The sequence below is a fragment of the Salinisphaera sp. genome (assembly GCF_002729955.1).
Lineage (GTDB): Bacteria > Pseudomonadota > Gammaproteobacteria > Nevskiales > Salinisphaeraceae > Salinisphaera.
Genome location: NZ_PBYA01000056.1, coordinates 22036 through 38221 on the forward strand (window position 1 = coordinate 22036; position 16186 = coordinate 38221).

Consider the following 16186-nt stretch of genomic DNA (forward strand, 5'->3'; position numbering starts at 1 on the left):
TCAATCGACTGATGGATCGTCACCCGGCGCGCTGGCGTCGAACAGGCGGGCGCCGGGGCCGGCCTGAGCGGCGATATCGTCGGGGTTGCGCAACGGGCAGGCCTGCAGCGACAGGCAGCCGCAGCCGATACAGCCGTCGAGCTGATCGCGCAGCTTCGTGAGCTGCGCGATGCGTTCTTCGAGCTGGTTCTTCCAGCCGTCCGACAGCCGCCGCCAGTCCTCGGCCGACGGCGCGCGGCCGTCCGGCAGGGTGGCCAGCGCCTGGCCGATGTCCGCCAGCGGAATGCCCACACGCTGGGCGGCCTTGATAAGTGCCACCACGCGCAGCACGTCGCGGCTATAACGGCGCTGGTTGCCGGCATTTCGGCGGCTTCGGATCAGGCCCTTGGTTTCGTAGAAGTGCAGGGCGGAAACCGCGACGCCGCTGCGGCGCGCGACTTCGCCGACCGATAAAGTCTTGCGAGGCGGTATGGAGGTGTCGAGGTTCATGCGTAATGCGGTGCCTCACCGCGCGCAGGGCCGCGCGTCGAGAAAATTTGCCCGATCCGTTGACCTCAATTTTACTTTAGGTTGCATGCTCTTGCCATTGCTTCGAGTGGACGAGCGATCGTTGGCACTGGCCATGCATGCATCGCGGCATGCATCGTCGATGCCGGTGTCGAACCCAAACACGGAATAGGGCCCATGAAACCAAGTTCATCTGCCGATACGCCACAGCACGGGCCGGCCAGCCAGGCAATCGACCTGGGCGCCTATTTCCAGCGCATCGGCTACCACGGCTTCTGCGCACCCACATTCGAGGTATTGCAGGCGTTGATGCGCCACCACATGGCCTCGATCCCGTTCGAGGCCGTCGACGTGATGCGGGGTCAGGGCGTCGACCTCGACCCGGGCGCGGTCGACCGCAAGATGATTCACGGCCGCCGCGGCGGCTATTGTTTCGAGCATACGAGCCTGTTCCGGCGCGTCTTGCAGGCGCTCGGTTTTGCCTTGGAGCCGCATCTGGCGCGGGTGTGGATTCATGGCGGTAGCGACGCCCCGGCCGCCACCCACGCCTCGCTCAAGGTCGAGGCAGACGGTCGGCTGTGGCTGGTCGACGTCGGCTTTGGCGGCTTCCTGTCGAATCAGCCGTTGGCCTGGCGGCCCAACGAAGCACAGCCAACCGCGTTCGGGACGTTCCGGCTGGTCGAAACCCGCGACGGCTACATGCTCGAAAATCGCTATCAGGACGGCTGGTCGCCGCTTTACGAAATACTGGACTTCGACTGGCAGCCAATCGATTTCGAGATGGCCAACCACTACGTCGCCACCCACCCCCAATCGCTGTTCAAGCGCGAACTCATGATCGCCCGCACCGAAGACAAGGTGCGCTACAGCCTATCCAATAATCGCTTCACCACCCGTTTTGCCCATGGCATGACGCAGGAACGGGTCCTCGACGAGACGGCGCTGGCCGATACGCTTGCCGCAACCTTCGGCCTGCCGGTTGGCGACACCTGGCAGGCGATGATTGCCGCCATCGTCGCCCGGGGCGACGGCGGCGGCTAAGCGCGCAACGCGTGCCGCGAGAAGGCGCGCCGGCGAGGGGCAGGTCCGGCTTCGACTCAGTCGGGCGCGGCAAGCATCTGCATGAGTTCGGCGCATTCGTTGGGCGGCGGCTCGCCGGCAAAGCGACCGGCCAGATAATCCACGGCGGCGGAAGCATGGGTGAGCGTTGCGCTGATGTGCTCGCCCAGCGCATAGCTGAAACGCACGGCGGGCACGCCGGCCGCGCAGTAGGTGGCCGCCAGCGTCTTGGCATCCCGGCGCGGCGTGACCTGGTCGAAAAACGCCTGGTAGTAGAACAGCGGCGCGGCAAAGCCCTGCTGGCCCAGGCGGTTCTCGGCGGTCACCTTCTGCACCGCCGGGACGGCGAGAAAATTGTCCACCGTGGTGTAGTCCTGCATGTCGTCGAAAGCGTAGGAGAGCACCGGATCCTTCACCCAGGCAAGTTCCTGGCCGATGCAGCTCTCGCCGACGTCCGCCAGCATCTCGCGGCCGTCCTCGTTCATGAGTTTTTCGGTGTCGATGGAATCGTAGGCGCGCGACAGACCCACCACGGCCGCGAAATACATGCCGGCAAAAACGCCGCCGTTGACGGCTTCGGCCGAACTGGCCAGATCGGCCGGCGGCCCGCCGGCGGCCACGCCCACGAGCGGAATCGTCGGCGCATAGTCGGCCGCGATTTCGGCCGCCCAGAGGCTGGCGAACGCGCCGCCGGAATAGCCCCACAGCGCGACCGGCGTATCGGTATTCACCCAGTTATCGGGCAGAAAGTTCTGGGTGGCACGAATGGCGTCGAGCACGCCCTGGCCGGAATTACGGCCGGCCAGAAACTGCGATTCCGGGCCTTCGTAGTCGGGGATCACCACCACCCAGCCGCGACGGAGCGCCTTGTCCATGAGCATGTGCTCCACCATCGAGCCGCTGAGCATCGTGTAGGAGGGCGCACAGCGACGCGTGAGCGCGTCGTAGGCGACCTGATACGACAACAGCCTGGGCTGCGGGTCGTCCGGCACCAGAATGGTGGCGATATCGACCTGGGGTTTTCCGTCACCATCGGCGGTCGCATAAGCCACCTGCCAGGCCCTCGCATTGACCCCGAAAAAGTAATACGCCTCGGGCGATACGGGGCGGTAACGCAATATCGTGCCCGGCGCGGCCGCGGCCAGTTCGGCTTCCACGGGCTGGGCATGAAAGGCGTCGTCGTCCGGCTCAGTGAACGGCGCCACGGGCTTGGAAAAACGCGCGGCCGTGTCGGCGATTGATGCCGGCGGCACGGCGAAATCCTGTGCGGGCGGGTGCCAGGCACAGCCGACGCTGAAAACGGTCACGGCGAGCGCGGCCAGCCGCCGCGTGCATCGTCCAAACGAGCGGAAACTGTTCATCAATCGAGTCTGTCCTAAAACATGCCCAAAGTCGGCATCGCACCGGGGAGGCGCATGCTATATCGCGCAACACGATTTTGCTCGGCCACTTGCAGCGCTTGAGCGTGAGCGCTGCTGCGGCGCCCGCGGCTTCGTGGCGCGTATCGAGGCAATCGCGAACAGCAGGGGAATCCCGACAAATTGGCATTAATCGGGTAATATTCCCGAGTCAGGGAAAAGCGCTCTTAAAAACGAAATGAAATTTCGATAATAGGCTGGTGCGAAGGCGCAGGCCCGGCTTTATCCGCTCCCCGAGACCGCTCTACCGGCTTGGCTGTATTGCTCCGGGCGCGGGTAATCGGCGTACGAGCGCGTCGACCGCGCGGTGAGGCGATATCCCGTGCACAACTCAATAGCGATGCGGCTTTTACCCGGTCAGATCCGTTGCTAAAACGCCAGCTGGCGCGTTGTGCCGCGTATCTGCAAGCGGCTTTGATGCCGGTTCGCTTGTCTGTCGTAGGAACGGCGGCAGGGGTCTTGCAAGAAGTTGTATAACGCAATAGTGTCGCTATACGCGGCCGAAGAGCTGCATAACGAAAAACAAAAGAGGTGGGGGATGCGCGATTCAGAGGAGCTTCTACGTCTGATTTACGGCGCGCTGGTGGCTGCCGATATCGATCTGGATGCCATCGATCAAATTCTGGAGTTCTCCTGCGAGCAGATGAGCGACCCGTCGCGGCGCTCGCGCCATGAATGGCAGGTCAATTTCTGGCATGCCGTCGAGCAGGTTTCGGGCGATGCGGATATCGGCATTCACCTGTGCCCGCACCTGCCGCTGTTTCGCAACAGCGCCATCGAGTATCTGTTCTTGAGCTGCCGTACCTTCGGCCAGGCCTGCCGGCTCGCGCTGCGCTACGATCGACTGGTCAGCGACGCGTTCCGCGGCGCTATCGATATCGAAGGCGGCCAGGGCGTGGTCCGTATCACCGGCACCAACGGCAGCGACTCGGTGCTGCGCCATTCCGAAGTCTGCTTCGTCTACGGCGTGATCGACTTCTTCGCCCATATGACCCAGGGCGCGTTCGTGGCCCAGAGCGTGCACCTGTGCTGCGACCCTGGCCCCGCGCGCGACGACTATGCGCGCATTTTTGCCTGTCCCGTGTCGTTCGGCGCCGGCAAGAGCGAGATCCGCTTCGATGCCGCCCTGTTCGATCTGGAAAGCGAGTACCAGAACCCCGACATGCTCAAGATCCATTGCGAGCATGCCGACCGCGAGTTCACCAGCCTCAAGCGTCAGGACATGATCGACCAGCTACGCGCCGCGATCATGCGGCGGCTACCCGGTTCGGAAGGGGTGGATATCGAGCTGGATGATATCGCCCGGGATATCGGCGATCACGGCCGGCATGTGCGCAGCGAACTCGCCGCCGTGGGCACCTCGTTTCGTACGCTCGTGCAGCATGTGCGTTTCAACATGGCCTGCCGGCTGCTTACCCGTTCCAATGCCGGTACCGAGACCATTGCCGACATGCTCGGCTTCTCCGGGGAGCGCTCGTTTCGTCGCGCCTTCAAGTCTCTGAGCGGGGTCACACCGGGTGCATATCGCAAGGCCCAATGCGATCAGTGTCAGCGCAAGGGCGACCCCTGGCAGGTGCTCTCACGCATGATGTCCATCGACAGCTGAGCGGCCGTCCGGCGCGTCGCGGCGGTATCGGTCGCGGCTGCCGGCGAGCACGATCGCCGGGCTGATTGTCCGTCTGCCAGACCTCACCCCAGCGCATACCCGCGGCCGCAATCGTTGCGTGGGTGGCGCGTAATTCGATATGAGCCGCTGCCAGCGCTGCGTCTGTCAGCGCGATCGGCAGCGGTATGCGTGTGCGTTGCCAAGGGTCGATGTGCGTTCGGAGCAACGCCAGCGAAACAACGTTTTGATGCCCTCGGCGGCGCCCTCGCCAGTCATCAAATAGCGCGCGTTTCGCCTGCGAATACGTCGATCTCGCACCGCAGCAAACGCGAATTCCGGGAAAAAAATCTTGCCTCCGGTGCGGCAAAAACCACATACGAAACAGCGTTATGTCGACAGGGGGACTCTACTGACAGTTGGGTCTGTCAGTCGCGTCCTTGTACGCCGCGTGGCCTGTCGGTTCCTGTAAAGGCCAGCCCGGAACGCCTCCGGGACAGGACAACGAAAACGGGGAGATGGCCGCAGGGCCAATAACGCTTATGACCAAAAAACGAGGGGATTTCACGGTGCCCGGCAACCGCTCGGGTGCGGTGTGTGTGGCTCGCGCGATGTTTATCGGCCTGTGCGTGGCCGGCGCGCTCACGGCCTGTTCGTCCGGCGACGGCGGCGATAGCGGCCAGGGCGGCGACGGCCCCAACCCCGGCGATATCGTCGGCGGCGGTGCCGATTCCAGCCTGGCGTTCAGCTACCCGCTCAACGGCCAGGACGATGTCTACGTCAAATCGCAGATCGCGGTGGCCTTTCGCGGCGATGTCGGCAGCGACCCGGGCCTTACGCTCGTGCGCGACGGCGAAACCGTACCCACCACGGTCGAGCGCGACAGCAATCAGCCCAACATCTTTCGCCTGCGAGTGGCGGCCGAAAACACCGGCGTCGAACGCGCGGCTCTCGCGCCCAACGCGGACTACAGCGTTGTCAACGCCGCCGGCAACACGCTGTTTTCGTTCAGCACCGCGGGTACGGCCAGCAGCGACAGTTTCACCGTGACCCGTCGCAGCACCATCGGCGATCGGCGTATCCCGCTCACCGAGTTCAACCCCATTCGTGCCGGCTTCAGCCAGGCCGTGGACGCCGGCAGTGCCGACCTGTGTCTGGCCGGCGAAACCCTGGGCACGGACTGCACCGTCTCGGTCACCGGCCCCAATGGCCCGGTCGCCGGCCGCTTGACCGTGCAAGGCACGAGCATGACGTTCGATCCCAGCAGCGACATGGGCGACGGCACCCCCAACACCCGAAATGCCAGCGACTACGACAGCAGCGACCTTGTCGCCGGGCAGCGCTATACCGTCGCCTTCGACGGCCTGCGCTCGGTCACCGGCGCCGAGCTTAACGACAGCTTCCGGGTCACCCCGGTGGCTATCAGTGCCGGCAGCAGCGTCGATACCGTACAAACGCTCACCATCACCGGCGGCGATGGCGACAACGCCCTCAACGGTGAAGCGCGCAACGTGGCCCGCATCGCCTCGCAGCTCATTGGCGAAAACGTGCTTAACGCCCGCAATAACGCCAACCGCGGCGGCCTGCTCACGCGCCTGGCCGGCACCACCTCCGGCGGGCGCTACAACAACCTCTTTCCGGCGCTACTGCCGGCCGGCCAGCAGTTCGAGCTCGACGGCATCGACCTGCGCCTGGGCGGCGCGATCGACACACCCGTCACCAGCGGCCCCATTCAGGCTCGCCTGATCAACGACGGCGATATTTATCTCGCCGGCAACGCGCCGCTGGCCGGTATCGACGGGCCCACGCTCGTGCTGCTGCGCCTGGATCTGGGCATCAGCACCGAAGTTGATTCGGGCGATGCCATCGACTCGCTCTCCAACGGCGTCTTCAACCAGACGGTGATGAACGTCGTCGCCGCCGGCCAGGCCATCCCGCAAGACAACGGCGATATCAAGCTCACCGCGCTGGGCAGCTTCCCGGTCGCCGTCAACCGCGATGGTAGTGCCACCGCCGATTTCGAGCTGGAACTGACCCTGCCCAACCCCGGCGCAGGCACGCGGGTGACCGTCGCCAACGACGCCACGCCGCCGCGTATTACGGCGCAGTACCCGAGTGCGTGTAGCTATACGTTCAACATCGTCGACGATGCCGGCAATCTGCCCTTCGAAAGCGGCGCGATCGTGGGCGGCGTCAACGGAACGACCACGCTCTCGGCTACCGAAGCCGATTGTATTGCCGCCCTGAACGAGCGTCGCGTGCTCGCCACCGGCGAAGGGGCTGGCGGCGACCCTGATTCCACATACAACTTCACCAACCCCTGGGCCGACAGTTTCCCGCTTAACGGCGAAGCGTCCATCCTTTTTTCGGAACCGGTCGATCCGGTCAGCCTGGCCGGCAATATCTCGCTGGCGGCCGACGACGGCACGGGTATGACGGTGCCCGTGAATCTGCGCGCCGAAGGGGCCAGTGTGGTGGTCGCGCCGAAACAGCCGCTCCAGGCCGATACCAATTACACGCTCACGGTTGACGGCGGCATAACCGACCTGGCCGGCAACCCGTTGGCGGGCAATTTCCCCGATAGCACGATCGTCAGCCGGGTCACCTTCACGACCGAGCCCATGGTGGTTCCAACCGACGCGTCCGGCCAACCGACCGACGTGGACGACAACACCAGCGAAGCGGTATTCCAGACCGCGCCCTTCATTACCGCGCTCACCCCCGGCCAGGCCTGTCCGCTGCTGGCTGAAAGCGGCGACTATCTGGATGGCGGTGATACCGCCGGCCGCTGTGTTGGCGATAACCCATCCGCGGAGGATACGACGATACCTGCCCTCGGCTTTGTCACTGAGGACGTGACCCGCAAGGCGAGCCCCGCCCGTGTCTACTCGGTGGCGTCGCAACCGGCGAATGCGCCCGTCCAGGCCTATTTCTCCAAGCCGGTACGCACGGCCTCTATCGCGTTGGCCGATGGTTGTCTCGTACGCGGGTCGGGGAATACGACCGACAACGCCACCGTCGCAATCCAGCGCATGGACGACAGCGGTCAGTGCTTAGGCGTTGTCGACGGCACGCTGTCCACCTTGGGCGGGGCAGGTGCGGCACTAACCGAAGGCTTTACCTTCGAGCCGGCAGAACCGTTCAAACTTGGCCAGCGCTACTGGATCGTGATTTGTGGTCGTGCCAACGGTGACGACAATAGCGTCGCCGCAGGCAACAGTTGCAGCACGGGCCAGACGATCATCGGTCAAAGCGGCTTAGCGCTCAACACCGATCCATTAAGGGGTACGGGCACAGCTCCGGACGGCTCAAGCAGCGCCACAGGTGGCCGTACGCCCGACTGTACCGCAAACGTTGCAGGTGTGATCTCCTGTTATCTAACCAATGAGGAACAAGGCGGCCCAGATATCCTGATGCCGTTCACCGGCAGTAAGCCAAGTACGGATTACGCCACGATTCTCCGTGCATTGCCCAAGACCGATACCAACGGTAACGGCTTTTTCGACAATACCCCTTATTCAGAGGCCCAACTCGGCGGCGATCCCAGCAGTCGACTAATCGGCGGGTTCAATACCGGTAATGACCGCACGTCGCAGCCTGGTCCTTTTCTGACAGACTTTAACGACGCGCTCGGCCGCGAGCGCGTCCAGCAGGCCAACGTGGTCTACTCACGGACTCTTAACTCTGCTGCCCCGATATATTTTGGGGGACCACTAGCACCCGCCGAGGCTGGCTTCCTCGGCGGAGATCGGCCGATCGCATTGCGGCCGGCCGTTACTGGCTCGGAATGCGAGGTGTCCGCGGTTCGGTTAAGTAACGGAACACCCGTTGTAGGCACGAATGCACCGACCCGTTGTATACCGGTCGATCTGCCGTCTGGCGGGTTGACTACCGTCACTTCGCTACCTGCGACTTACAGCGCGCCCACTGGCCGTCTACTTCTGCGTTTCCCGAATCGTGTGGTCAATGGCGAAGCGACCGACCAGCCCCAGCGCGGGTACATCGTGCCGGAATGCAGCGGCACCTTCCCTGCGTCGGGCGAACTGCCCGCTATCGACTATAACTATGCGCCCTGTTTCGTCGCGGCGCTGCAGCTCACCGTCAATGGGCCGGACACCGGTGTGGTTGCCGGACAGGGGCTGGAGCTTGTGCAGCAGGACCTTGATGTACCGGTCTTCGGCCCGGTGGCCTTCGAGCAGAACGGCCGTCTCGTGATCTCTACGCGTAACACGCAAGAGTTCTCGATCGCCGTAAGTCTCCTAGGAGCTTTCGGCGGAGATATTCCGCTGTCTGCGCCCACGCCCCCCGGCTATCAAACGTTACAGCTTGTGGGGCCGGCACTGCATGGCGGGTTGTCGTTCGACCCGTCCGAATGATCTGACGCCTCCAATCTCGTCGCAGCCGGCGCTTAAAGCGCCGTGGCTGCGCCGCGAAGGCCGGCCATCGAAACAGCAGGTATTTATTCACTCTAACTGAACATGCCGATGCCCGAAGTCGGCGTGGTCTCGGCAAAAGCGGTTTGTCGAAGTGATCGACGCATGCAGCGTTTATCACAGAAGGCGCCGCAAATGCCGGGATTAATAAAACGTTGCATAACGCAACAAACGCGAAAACTCCAAGGGAGGAGTCATCATGAAAAATGTCATCAAGAAATCGGTTATCGGTAGTGCGGTCGTACTCAGCAGCATCGGTGTGGCTCAAGCGGCCACGGTCACGCCGGGCGTTGGGACCTATACCTTCTCCGGCTCGACTACGCTAAGCGGGCTCGGCCTGAATCTGAGCTGCACTCTGACACTCGTTGGAGATGTTCAGAAGGATGGTAACGGCGGCGTTGTCGTTACAGTCACGGACGGCGACGCGACCGGTTCGTTGTTTAGTGGCTGCGGTCTGGTCGGCTTGGAATTCCCGTGGACCGCGAACGTATCTGCGGCCCAGATTCCCGCGGATCCAACCGAGCCCGTGCCGGTCATGTTCGAAAACGTGGTTGTAACGGCCGGGGGAACCGACTGTACGTCATCGCCCGCCACCGTACCGGCCATGTACTCGAACGGTGATCCGATCAGCGATCCTTCCTCATTCACTTTCAACGCCAATATCGGTAGTTGCGGCGTTGTGGGTTCGGTCAGCGCCCAGACCGACGTCAACGTCACGCAGTAACCTAGCCTCCGCGAGTTAGCTTAGAAAAAGGGGTCGGCCTTGCGTCGTTCGATATGGGCGTACCGCGGCCTGACCGAATTACAGGCGACGATAAAGCCCGGCCCGCGCGACGCGCGGGTCGGGTCTTCTGCCAGCGCGGAATTGATCGTGCGACCGCGCTTGATTCCATCGCTTTTGTTGTTTGATTAAATCCCGTCAACGGTTTCCAGTTATAGCGCTGGGAAGGGGGTGATGTGGACTCCAAATCCTTCCGGCTTATACAGGCTGAATCATGTCGATCGAAGCCGGTTTAGCCGCAATACGTTAATCACTTCGTTTTATTCGAAAAGGGGGAATAATGAAAAACGGATTCAAGACCATTTTAGCGTGCGCAGGTATTGCCGCCGGTAGTTTGGGTGCGGCGTCGGCAGCAACGGTGACGCCGGGCGTGGGTACGTACACGTTCTCGGGGCCGTCGACGCTGAGTGGGCTCGGTAATAACTTTAGCTGTACGCTTACCCTCGTCGGCGACGTTCAGAAGGATGGTAACGGCGGTGTTGTTGTCACCGTAACCGACGGCTCCGCAAGCGGCAGCTTTTTCAGCTTCTGCAATATCATTGGCTTCGAGTTCCCGTGGACGGCTAACGTGTCGGCTGCTCAGATCCCGGCCGATCCAACACAGCCAGTGGCCATCATGTTCGATAACGTAGAGGTAAGCGTGGTGGGCATGAGCTGTACCAACGGTCAGCCGGTCAGTATCCCCGCCATGTACTCGAATGGTGATCCGATCAGCGATCCCTCCTCGTTCACGTTCAACGCCAATATCGGTAGTTGCGGTGTGGTGGGTTCGGTTAGCGCCCAGACCGACGTCAACGTCACGCAGTAAGTCCCAGACTTGGCGTCGTGAATAAGGTCCAGCCTCGCGGTGCATGAACGTTGCGCCACAGGCCAGGGCCGGCCCAAGCCCGGCACGTGCGATGCGCGTGTCGGGTTTTTTTGTGTTGGTATACCCGCTGTCTGCGCGAGATCGATGCGGCCGCCTCGGTTGGGCCTGAACGAGGCGAAAGACTCTCGCGCGCCTAACGCAGGTGCAGTCATCGATCGCAGACGCGCCCGGCGTGAATGCCGATCAAATGCTTACGTCACGTTTCGATTAGGCGAGATGCTAAGCATCCGGTTTGAGACGCGGATCACCCCTGATGTCCGCTGCCGACCATCTGGTTCATTTGCGCTTATTCGCGTCCATTCGCGGACCAGTTTCTTGCCCTAATGCGGCCGGCGAAGTTTCCTACACAATCAAGAATTGGGCTATTCGAAAGGCGGCATTCGTGCCGCGATCAAGCGCGCAGGCCCAGCGTGTTCTGCACCGGTCTGATGTTGGCTTGCGGGCCATCGGCGAACCTGCCGCTGCTTGCGCGCTGCAACATGCCTGGCGCGCGACTTTGAATTTTTATCGGTCGTTCGGTGTTTATGCGTGCGCGGTGCCGCATTGCACAACGTGGTTTTGTTGCGCCGGTGTGGTTTTGTTGGCGTAAAAAGCCGGCGGAATATCTGGTAAATAAAAATACAAAACAATGGTTTGCGATTAGGGGACGCTACTGACATCCGCCTGTGTCAGTCGCGTCCTTGTAAGGGCGTGTCGCCGCCGTTTTTATGAATCCTGTCTAACGCGTTCTGCAATCACGAGGGGAGGCCACAGGGCCAGCGACGCGATCGGCGAATCGACGAGGGGGCTACCGACCCAGCCATGTCCTGCATGCGACGGCGCGTGCTTGCGACGGGCCGGCCCGCCCATCGGCGGCATTCCGATCACATCCGTACCGACGCACATGCCAAGGCATGTGAACGGCGCAGCCTGCCTTCGACCGGCACAACGCATTACAAGCGGACGATAAAAAGGGGGAGACCTATGACCACGACGACTTCATTCACCTACCGGGCTGCGGCCGGCGCGATGGCCGCCTGCGTGGGGCTGGCGCTCTCGGCGCCGGTGTATGCCCAGGGCGGCGGTGGCGCCATGCGCGACATGCAGCTGCAGGAAGATACCAACACGCTGTTTGGCGACGCGCTCGACTTCATCAAGAACAACAGTTACATCCGCCTGGGCGTCGGCCATCTGGCCTACAAGGGCGATTCCAGCAATCTGAAGGTGGAAGACGCCCGCGGCCTGGCCGCACAGGCGTTTGGCCCCGGTACGTCGACGCTCGAGAATACGGGCTCAAGCCTGGGCGACAAGACCTTCCCGGCCGGCACCATCGGCCTGTACATGCCCTGGACGGGCCGGCATCTGGCCGCCGAAGTGACCATTTCGGCGCCGATCAAGCTGGACTTTCAGGTCACGGGTCGTGCGGCGTCCGAGTCGCTGGTGCCCACCGTGCTGGACGACGGCACCGGCAATGCCATTGCCACCGGCGTACCGCCGCTGGGCGAAAACATCGGCACGCTCAAGACCTTCCCGCCGAATATCTCGTTCGTCTATCGGCCGTGGGTGGATACCGCGGTGCGCCCGTTCGTGGGCGTGGGCGCGATGTATCTCTACACCTTCGATACCGATATTTCCAACCAGTTTCTCAACTCGCAGAACGAGCCCCAGCTCTACCTGAGCAAGCCGCTGGCCTGTACCGCCAAGGCGGGGGTGGATGTCGATATCACCGATCAGCTGTTCTTCAGCCTGTCGGCCGAGTACATCGGCTGTGCCGAGGTCAAGGCCGAGCTGAACAACATCAACGTGCGCGCGCCGAACCTTTCCGACCAGTTCGGGCCCATCGATATCGGCACGATTTCGAGCACAAACGATTTCGAAGCGATTCTGTACCAGGCGTCTTTCGGCATTCAGTTCTAGCCGGACGTTCGGGACCGCGATTCGGTTTGGGCCGGCGCCGATCTCCCCGTGAAGTGAATTCAGTCTCCTCTGCCACTTCATTGCACAGGCGTTGGCCCATCTTTTATTCGGATGGGTTCGCAGGACGAACCCCCATGAAAAAGGGCACGACATGAACATCAAGACCGCACGTCAAATCGCCACGGGCACAGCCGCAGCAGCGCTGGCGGCCGTGCTGCTATCCGGCTGTGGGCTGATCTACAAGCCGGTGGGGCATACGCTCAATCATTATTCGCTGGACGAGGCCGTGCCCTATGCACTGTCCAGCGGCGACCTCGACAAGACCACCTGCGGTACCGGGCTGGCGCTCTCCCAGCTGATGGGCTCGTTTTCGCGGGTGATTTCGCGGCCGTCGCGTACGCTGCTGTCCACCAATCTGCTGGCCGCGATGTGTTCGGAAGCCCAGGCTCAGGATGCCCACCTGCTGGTGCTGCGCGCCCTGCACAACGGCGAGACCGACACCGCCCGCGATGACCGGATCATCGCCCAACGCTGGGAGCGCATCACCGCGCTGCGCCGTTACCAGGTCTATCGCGATACCGTGGATGCCTACGGCGATTTCGGCGGCCAGAGCTGCCCCGATCTGAGCAACGAAATGGGTACCGACCTCGACGAACTGCAGTTCATGACGGGCGTGCTCACCTCGGTGCAGGGGTTGTTGAGCGATATCCGGGCCAATTCGTCGGTGGGGATTCCACAGAACGTCGCGGCCGAGGCGGGACGTGCAGTCTCCTGCCTGGACAACCGCAAGTGGTGGGGCCTGCCCGATGCGCTTGAGGCTGTGGTCTGGCTGTCGGTCCCGGGCAACCAGCCCGACGGCGCCGACCCCTGGGGCCAGCTCGAACGCTCGGTGGCCATCGGCCGCGAACAGGGCATGGCGCTGCCCGCCATGCTGTACGCCATCGCGGCCTACGGCCAATCCGATACCGCCCGCGAAAAACAGGCCATCAAGGCCGTGGCCGAAATCTACAACCAGAACGACACCGCCGGGCGTTTCCAGATTCTCAACGAGGTCGCCTACAGCCAGGCGCAGTATCTCAGCGATCGTATCTGGATGGAGGCCGAAGGCCATCGCACGCCGTTGATCGCCCTGGGCAGCTTCCCGGGTGACTCGAGCGGGGCCAGCGACGACGACTTTGATGCCGGCAGCTTTCTGGAATAGCGCGGGCTGAGTTCGGGCACGGCTATGGGCACGAAGCCGGTAAACGACAGCTTCGGCGTGAAAACGCCGGGCTGTCGGGCACCCGGCGGGCAGCGAGCCGCCCGTCGCGCGGCGTGCCGGCGTTGTGGTGCGCCAGACATCAAGGCGGTGCCGCTTGATGAAGACCGCACGACGGCGTGGGTATGTTCGAGCTGTGGCTGCCAGACGATCGTCGCCGAACGCCAAGCCACGTCGACGTTCACGCAATCCCGGCCGAAAACCCTCGATTAGAACGAACCGGAGTCCTGTCATGACCCAGCTGAAGTTGTTTCTCGCGCGCCGCGGCTTGCTCGCCGCGTTGTTGATCGTGGCCTTGTTTGCCGCCACCACGGCATCGGCCCAGACCGAGCGCCGGACATTCTGTATCTACGACCCCATCGGGGCCAACGGGTTTATCTTTCAGGCGCTGCAGGATTACGTGCTGCAGGCCAATGCCTGGGGCTACAAGCTCGATACCCGGGCCTACACCGACGAAGCCGTTGCCGCCAACGATCTGAAGGCAGGCCAGTGCGATATCGCAGCGCTTACCGGCGTGCGCACCATTCGGTTCGTGAAGTTCGCCGGCAGCCTCGACATGGCCGGTGGGCTGCAAACCTACGATCAGGAACGCACCGCCATCCGGGTGATGTCCAGCCCCAAGGCCGCCAGTTACATGAAAGAAGGTGGTTACGAAGTGCTGGGCGTGGTGCCGTTGGGCAAGGCCTTCCTGTTTTCCCGTAATGCGGGCTGGCTGGACAGCATCGACAACATCGCCGGCAAGAAGGTCGCGGTGCTGTCCTACGACAAGCAGGCATCGACGCTGGCCAACGTGGCCGGCGCTTCGCCGGTGGGCGCGTCCATCGCCTCCTTCGGGCCGATGTTCAACAACGGCAGCGTGGACCTGGCCTATGCCCCGGCCTTTGCCTACAACGCGCTGGAACTCTACAAGGGCCTGGGCGAGAACGGCGGCATTGCCGACTTCGTGCTCGGCATGCTCTCGGGCCAGCTGGTGGCCCGCGATGATCGCTTCAGCGACGAGTTCGCACAGAAATCACGCAGCTGGGTGTTCGAGAACATGTTCGATTCCACCCTGCGCCAGGTCACCGGCGCCGAAGCCGAGATTCCGGAGCGGTTCTGGGTGCGCATCAACGGCGAGCGCACCACCAACTACCGCAACATGTTCCGCGAAGTGCGCCAGAAACTGTGGGAGCAGAATTGGTACAGCCATCGCATGCAGACGCTGCTCAAGAAGGTACGCTGCAACAGCGACGGCGGCCTGGCCGAATGCAGCCTGGATACCGAAGGCGGGCCGGTGAACTAGGGCTGGATAGGATAAGAGCATGTCAGCAATCACGCAGGTTCTGGGCAAATGGGCAGCGGCCGCGGTGCTGGCCTGGACCGCACTGACCGCCGCGGCCGCGGACGATGTGGTCACACGCTCGATCTGTGTCTACGACCCGGTCGGCGCCAGCGGGCCGGTGATGGAGCAATTCAAGGACTACGTCATCTTCGCCCGCGAACACGGCGTGGCGCTGGATCTACGCGCCTACACCAGCGAGGACGTCGTCGCCGCCGACTTCAAGACCGGGCGCTGCGACGCCGCCGGGCTGACCGGCATCCGCATGCAGCAGTTCGTGCCCTTCGCGGGCAGCCTGGATATGGTCGGCGGCCTGCAGACCTACGACCAACTGCATACCGCGATCCGCGTGATGGCCAGCGCCAAGGCCGCGCCACTCATGCGCACGGACAACTACGAAATCGCCGGTGTGGTGCCGGGCGGCAAGGTGTATCTGTTCTCCCGCGAGAAGCGCTTTCTCGACAGCCTGCAGGCCGCCGCCGGCAAGAAAGTTGCGGTGATTGGCTACGACAAACAGGCACGGGTGGTCGCCAACGTGGCCGGGGCCTCGCCGGTGTCGGCAACCATCGCCAGCTTCGGGCCGCTGTTCAACAACCACAGCGTGGATATGGCCTATGCCCCGGCCATCGCCTACAAGCCGCTGGAGCTCTACAAGGGCCTGGGCGAGAACGGCGGCGTGGCCGATTTCGTACTCGGCATGCTGTCGCTGCAGATGGTGGTGCATCGGGATCGGTTTCCGGCCGATTTTGCCCCCGCCTCGCGTCGCTGGGCGGTGGATAACGCCTGGGATCGCGTGATCGCGCGGATCCGTCAGTCCGACGAAGAGATTCCCGATCGCTATTGGGTGCGTATCGATGGCGAGCGCGAAACCAAGTACCGCAGCATGCTCGGCGAAATCCGCCAGCGGCTATGGGATGAAGGCTGGTACGACCATCGCATGCAGAAGCTGCTCAAGAAGGTGCGCTGTTCCACCGACCCCGGCGTGGCCGAATGCAGCCAGGACAGTGAAGGCGGGGCCGTGCGCTAGCGGGTACGGGCGGCCTGC

The 16186-nt window shown here is 63.0% G+C and carries 13 protein-coding genes; 11 read left to right on the forward strand and 2 right to left on the reverse strand.

The window, feature by feature from the left end; genetic code table 11:
• A complete protein-coding gene (soxR, locus tag CMN27_RS15645; protein ID WP_293627930.1) occupies positions 1-489 on the reverse strand; it encodes a redox-sensitive transcriptional activator SoxR in 489 nt (162 codons plus the stop codon).
• Positions 490-684: 195 nt separating this feature from the next.
• Between soxR and CMN27_RS15650 the strand changes: the two genes are divergently transcribed.
• Complete coding sequence (locus CMN27_RS15650) at positions 685-1548, forward strand: arylamine N-acetyltransferase (protein ID WP_293627932.1); 864 nt, start codon at positions 685-687, stop codon at positions 1546-1548.
• 56 nt (positions 1549-1604) lie between these two features.
• Here CMN27_RS15650 and CMN27_RS15655 read toward each other — a convergent pair whose 3' ends face one another.
• Positions 1605-2927, reverse strand: coding sequence for a lipase family protein (locus CMN27_RS15655; RefSeq protein WP_293627933.1), 1323 nt, complete (start codon positions 2925-2927; stop codon positions 1605-1607).
• A 595-nt stretch (positions 2928-3522) separates the two neighbouring features.
• On the opposite strand from CMN27_RS15655, the gene CMN27_RS15660 reads away from it, so the two are divergent.
• The 10 genes from CMN27_RS15660 (at position 3523) to CMN27_RS15705 (ending at position 16168) form a co-directional block, all read left to right on the forward strand.
• Positions 3523-4590 (forward strand): AraC family transcriptional regulator, encoded by a 1068-nt coding sequence (locus CMN27_RS15660; RefSeq protein WP_293627934.1) that lies wholly within the window; start codon positions 3523-3525, stop codon positions 4588-4590.
• A 539-nt stretch (positions 4591-5129) separates the two neighbouring features.
• On the forward strand, positions 5130-8963 hold the full coding sequence (locus CMN27_RS15665) for an Ig-like domain-containing protein (protein WP_293627935.1): 3834 nt from the start codon (positions 5130-5132) through the stop codon (positions 8961-8963).
• A 256-nt stretch (positions 8964-9219) separates the two neighbouring features.
• Entirely contained in the window at positions 9220-9744 is a 525-nt protein-coding gene (locus tag CMN27_RS15670; protein WP_293627936.1) for a hypothetical protein, read from the forward strand.
• Between the two features lie 337 nt (positions 9745-10081).
• Positions 10082-10609 carry a hypothetical protein gene (locus CMN27_RS15675; RefSeq protein ID WP_293627937.1) on the forward strand — a complete coding sequence of 176 codons (528 nt, stop codon included), beginning with the start codon at positions 10082-10084 and terminating at the stop codon, positions 10607-10609.
• A 313-nt stretch (positions 10610-10922) separates the two neighbouring features.
• Positions 10923-11258, forward strand: coding sequence for a hypothetical protein (locus CMN27_RS15680; protein WP_293627938.1), 336 nt, complete (start codon positions 10923-10925; stop codon positions 11256-11258).
• Positions 11259-11632: 374 nt separating this feature from the next.
• Complete coding sequence (locus CMN27_RS15685) at positions 11633-12565, forward strand: OmpW family outer membrane protein (RefSeq protein ID WP_293627939.1); 933 nt, start codon at positions 11633-11635, stop codon at positions 12563-12565.
• Positions 12566-12716: 151 nt separating this feature from the next.
• The gene (locus tag CMN27_RS15690; protein ID WP_293627940.1) at positions 12717-13766 is read left to right on the forward strand and encodes a hypothetical protein; all 1050 of its coding nucleotides are present in this window, start codon (positions 12717-12719) and stop codon (positions 13764-13766) included.
• 24 nt (positions 13767-13790) lie between these two features.
• Positions 13791-14036, forward strand: a complete 246-nt coding sequence (locus CMN27_RS15695) for a hypothetical protein (RefSeq protein WP_293627941.1) — start codon at positions 13791-13793, stop codon at positions 14034-14036.
• Positions 14037-14055: 19 nt separating this feature from the next.
• Positions 14056-15105, forward strand: a complete 1050-nt coding sequence (locus CMN27_RS15700) for a putative solute-binding protein (RefSeq protein ID WP_293627942.1) — start codon at positions 14056-14058, stop codon at positions 15103-15105.
• A gap of 19 nt (positions 15106-15124) precedes the next feature.
• A complete protein-coding gene (locus CMN27_RS15705) occupies positions 15125-16168 on the forward strand; it encodes a putative solute-binding protein (RefSeq protein ID WP_293627943.1) in 1044 nt (347 codons plus the stop codon).
• Positions 16169-16186: the final 18 nt, after the last annotated feature.

Coding starts and splice junctions, on each gene's coding strand:
- soxR (WP_293627930.1), bottom strand. CDS start 489: ATGAACCTCGACACCTCCATACCGCCTCGCAAGACTTTATCGGTCGGC.
- CMN27_RS15650 (WP_293627932.1), top strand. CDS start 685: ATGAAACCAAGTTCATCTGCCGATACGCCACAGCACGGGCCGGCCAGC.
- CMN27_RS15655 (WP_293627933.1), bottom strand. CDS start 2,927: ATGAACAGTTTCCGCTCGTTTGGACGATGCACGCGGCGGCTGGCCGCG.
- CMN27_RS15660 (WP_293627934.1), top strand. CDS start 3,523: ATGCGCGATTCAGAGGAGCTTCTACGTCTGATTTACGGCGCGCTGGTG.
- CMN27_RS15665 (WP_293627935.1), top strand. CDS start 5,130: ATGACCAAAAAACGAGGGGATTTCACGGTGCCCGGCAACCGCTCGGGT.
- CMN27_RS15670 (WP_293627936.1), top strand. CDS start 9,220: ATGAAAAATGTCATCAAGAAATCGGTTATCGGTAGTGCGGTCGTACTC.
- CMN27_RS15675 (WP_293627937.1), top strand. CDS start 10,082: ATGAAAAACGGATTCAAGACCATTTTAGCGTGCGCAGGTATTGCCGCC.
- CMN27_RS15680 (WP_293627938.1), top strand. CDS start 10,923: ATGTCCGCTGCCGACCATCTGGTTCATTTGCGCTTATTCGCGTCCATT.
- CMN27_RS15685 (WP_293627939.1), top strand. CDS start 11,633: ATGACCACGACGACTTCATTCACCTACCGGGCTGCGGCCGGCGCGATG.
- CMN27_RS15690 (WP_293627940.1), top strand. CDS start 12,717: ATGAACATCAAGACCGCACGTCAAATCGCCACGGGCACAGCCGCAGCA.
- CMN27_RS15695 (WP_293627941.1), top strand. CDS start 13,791: ATGGGCACGAAGCCGGTAAACGACAGCTTCGGCGTGAAAACGCCGGGC.
- CMN27_RS15700 (WP_293627942.1), top strand. CDS start 14,056: ATGACCCAGCTGAAGTTGTTTCTCGCGCGCCGCGGCTTGCTCGCCGCG.
- CMN27_RS15705 (WP_293627943.1), top strand. CDS start 15,125: ATGTCAGCAATCACGCAGGTTCTGGGCAAATGGGCAGCGGCCGCGGTG.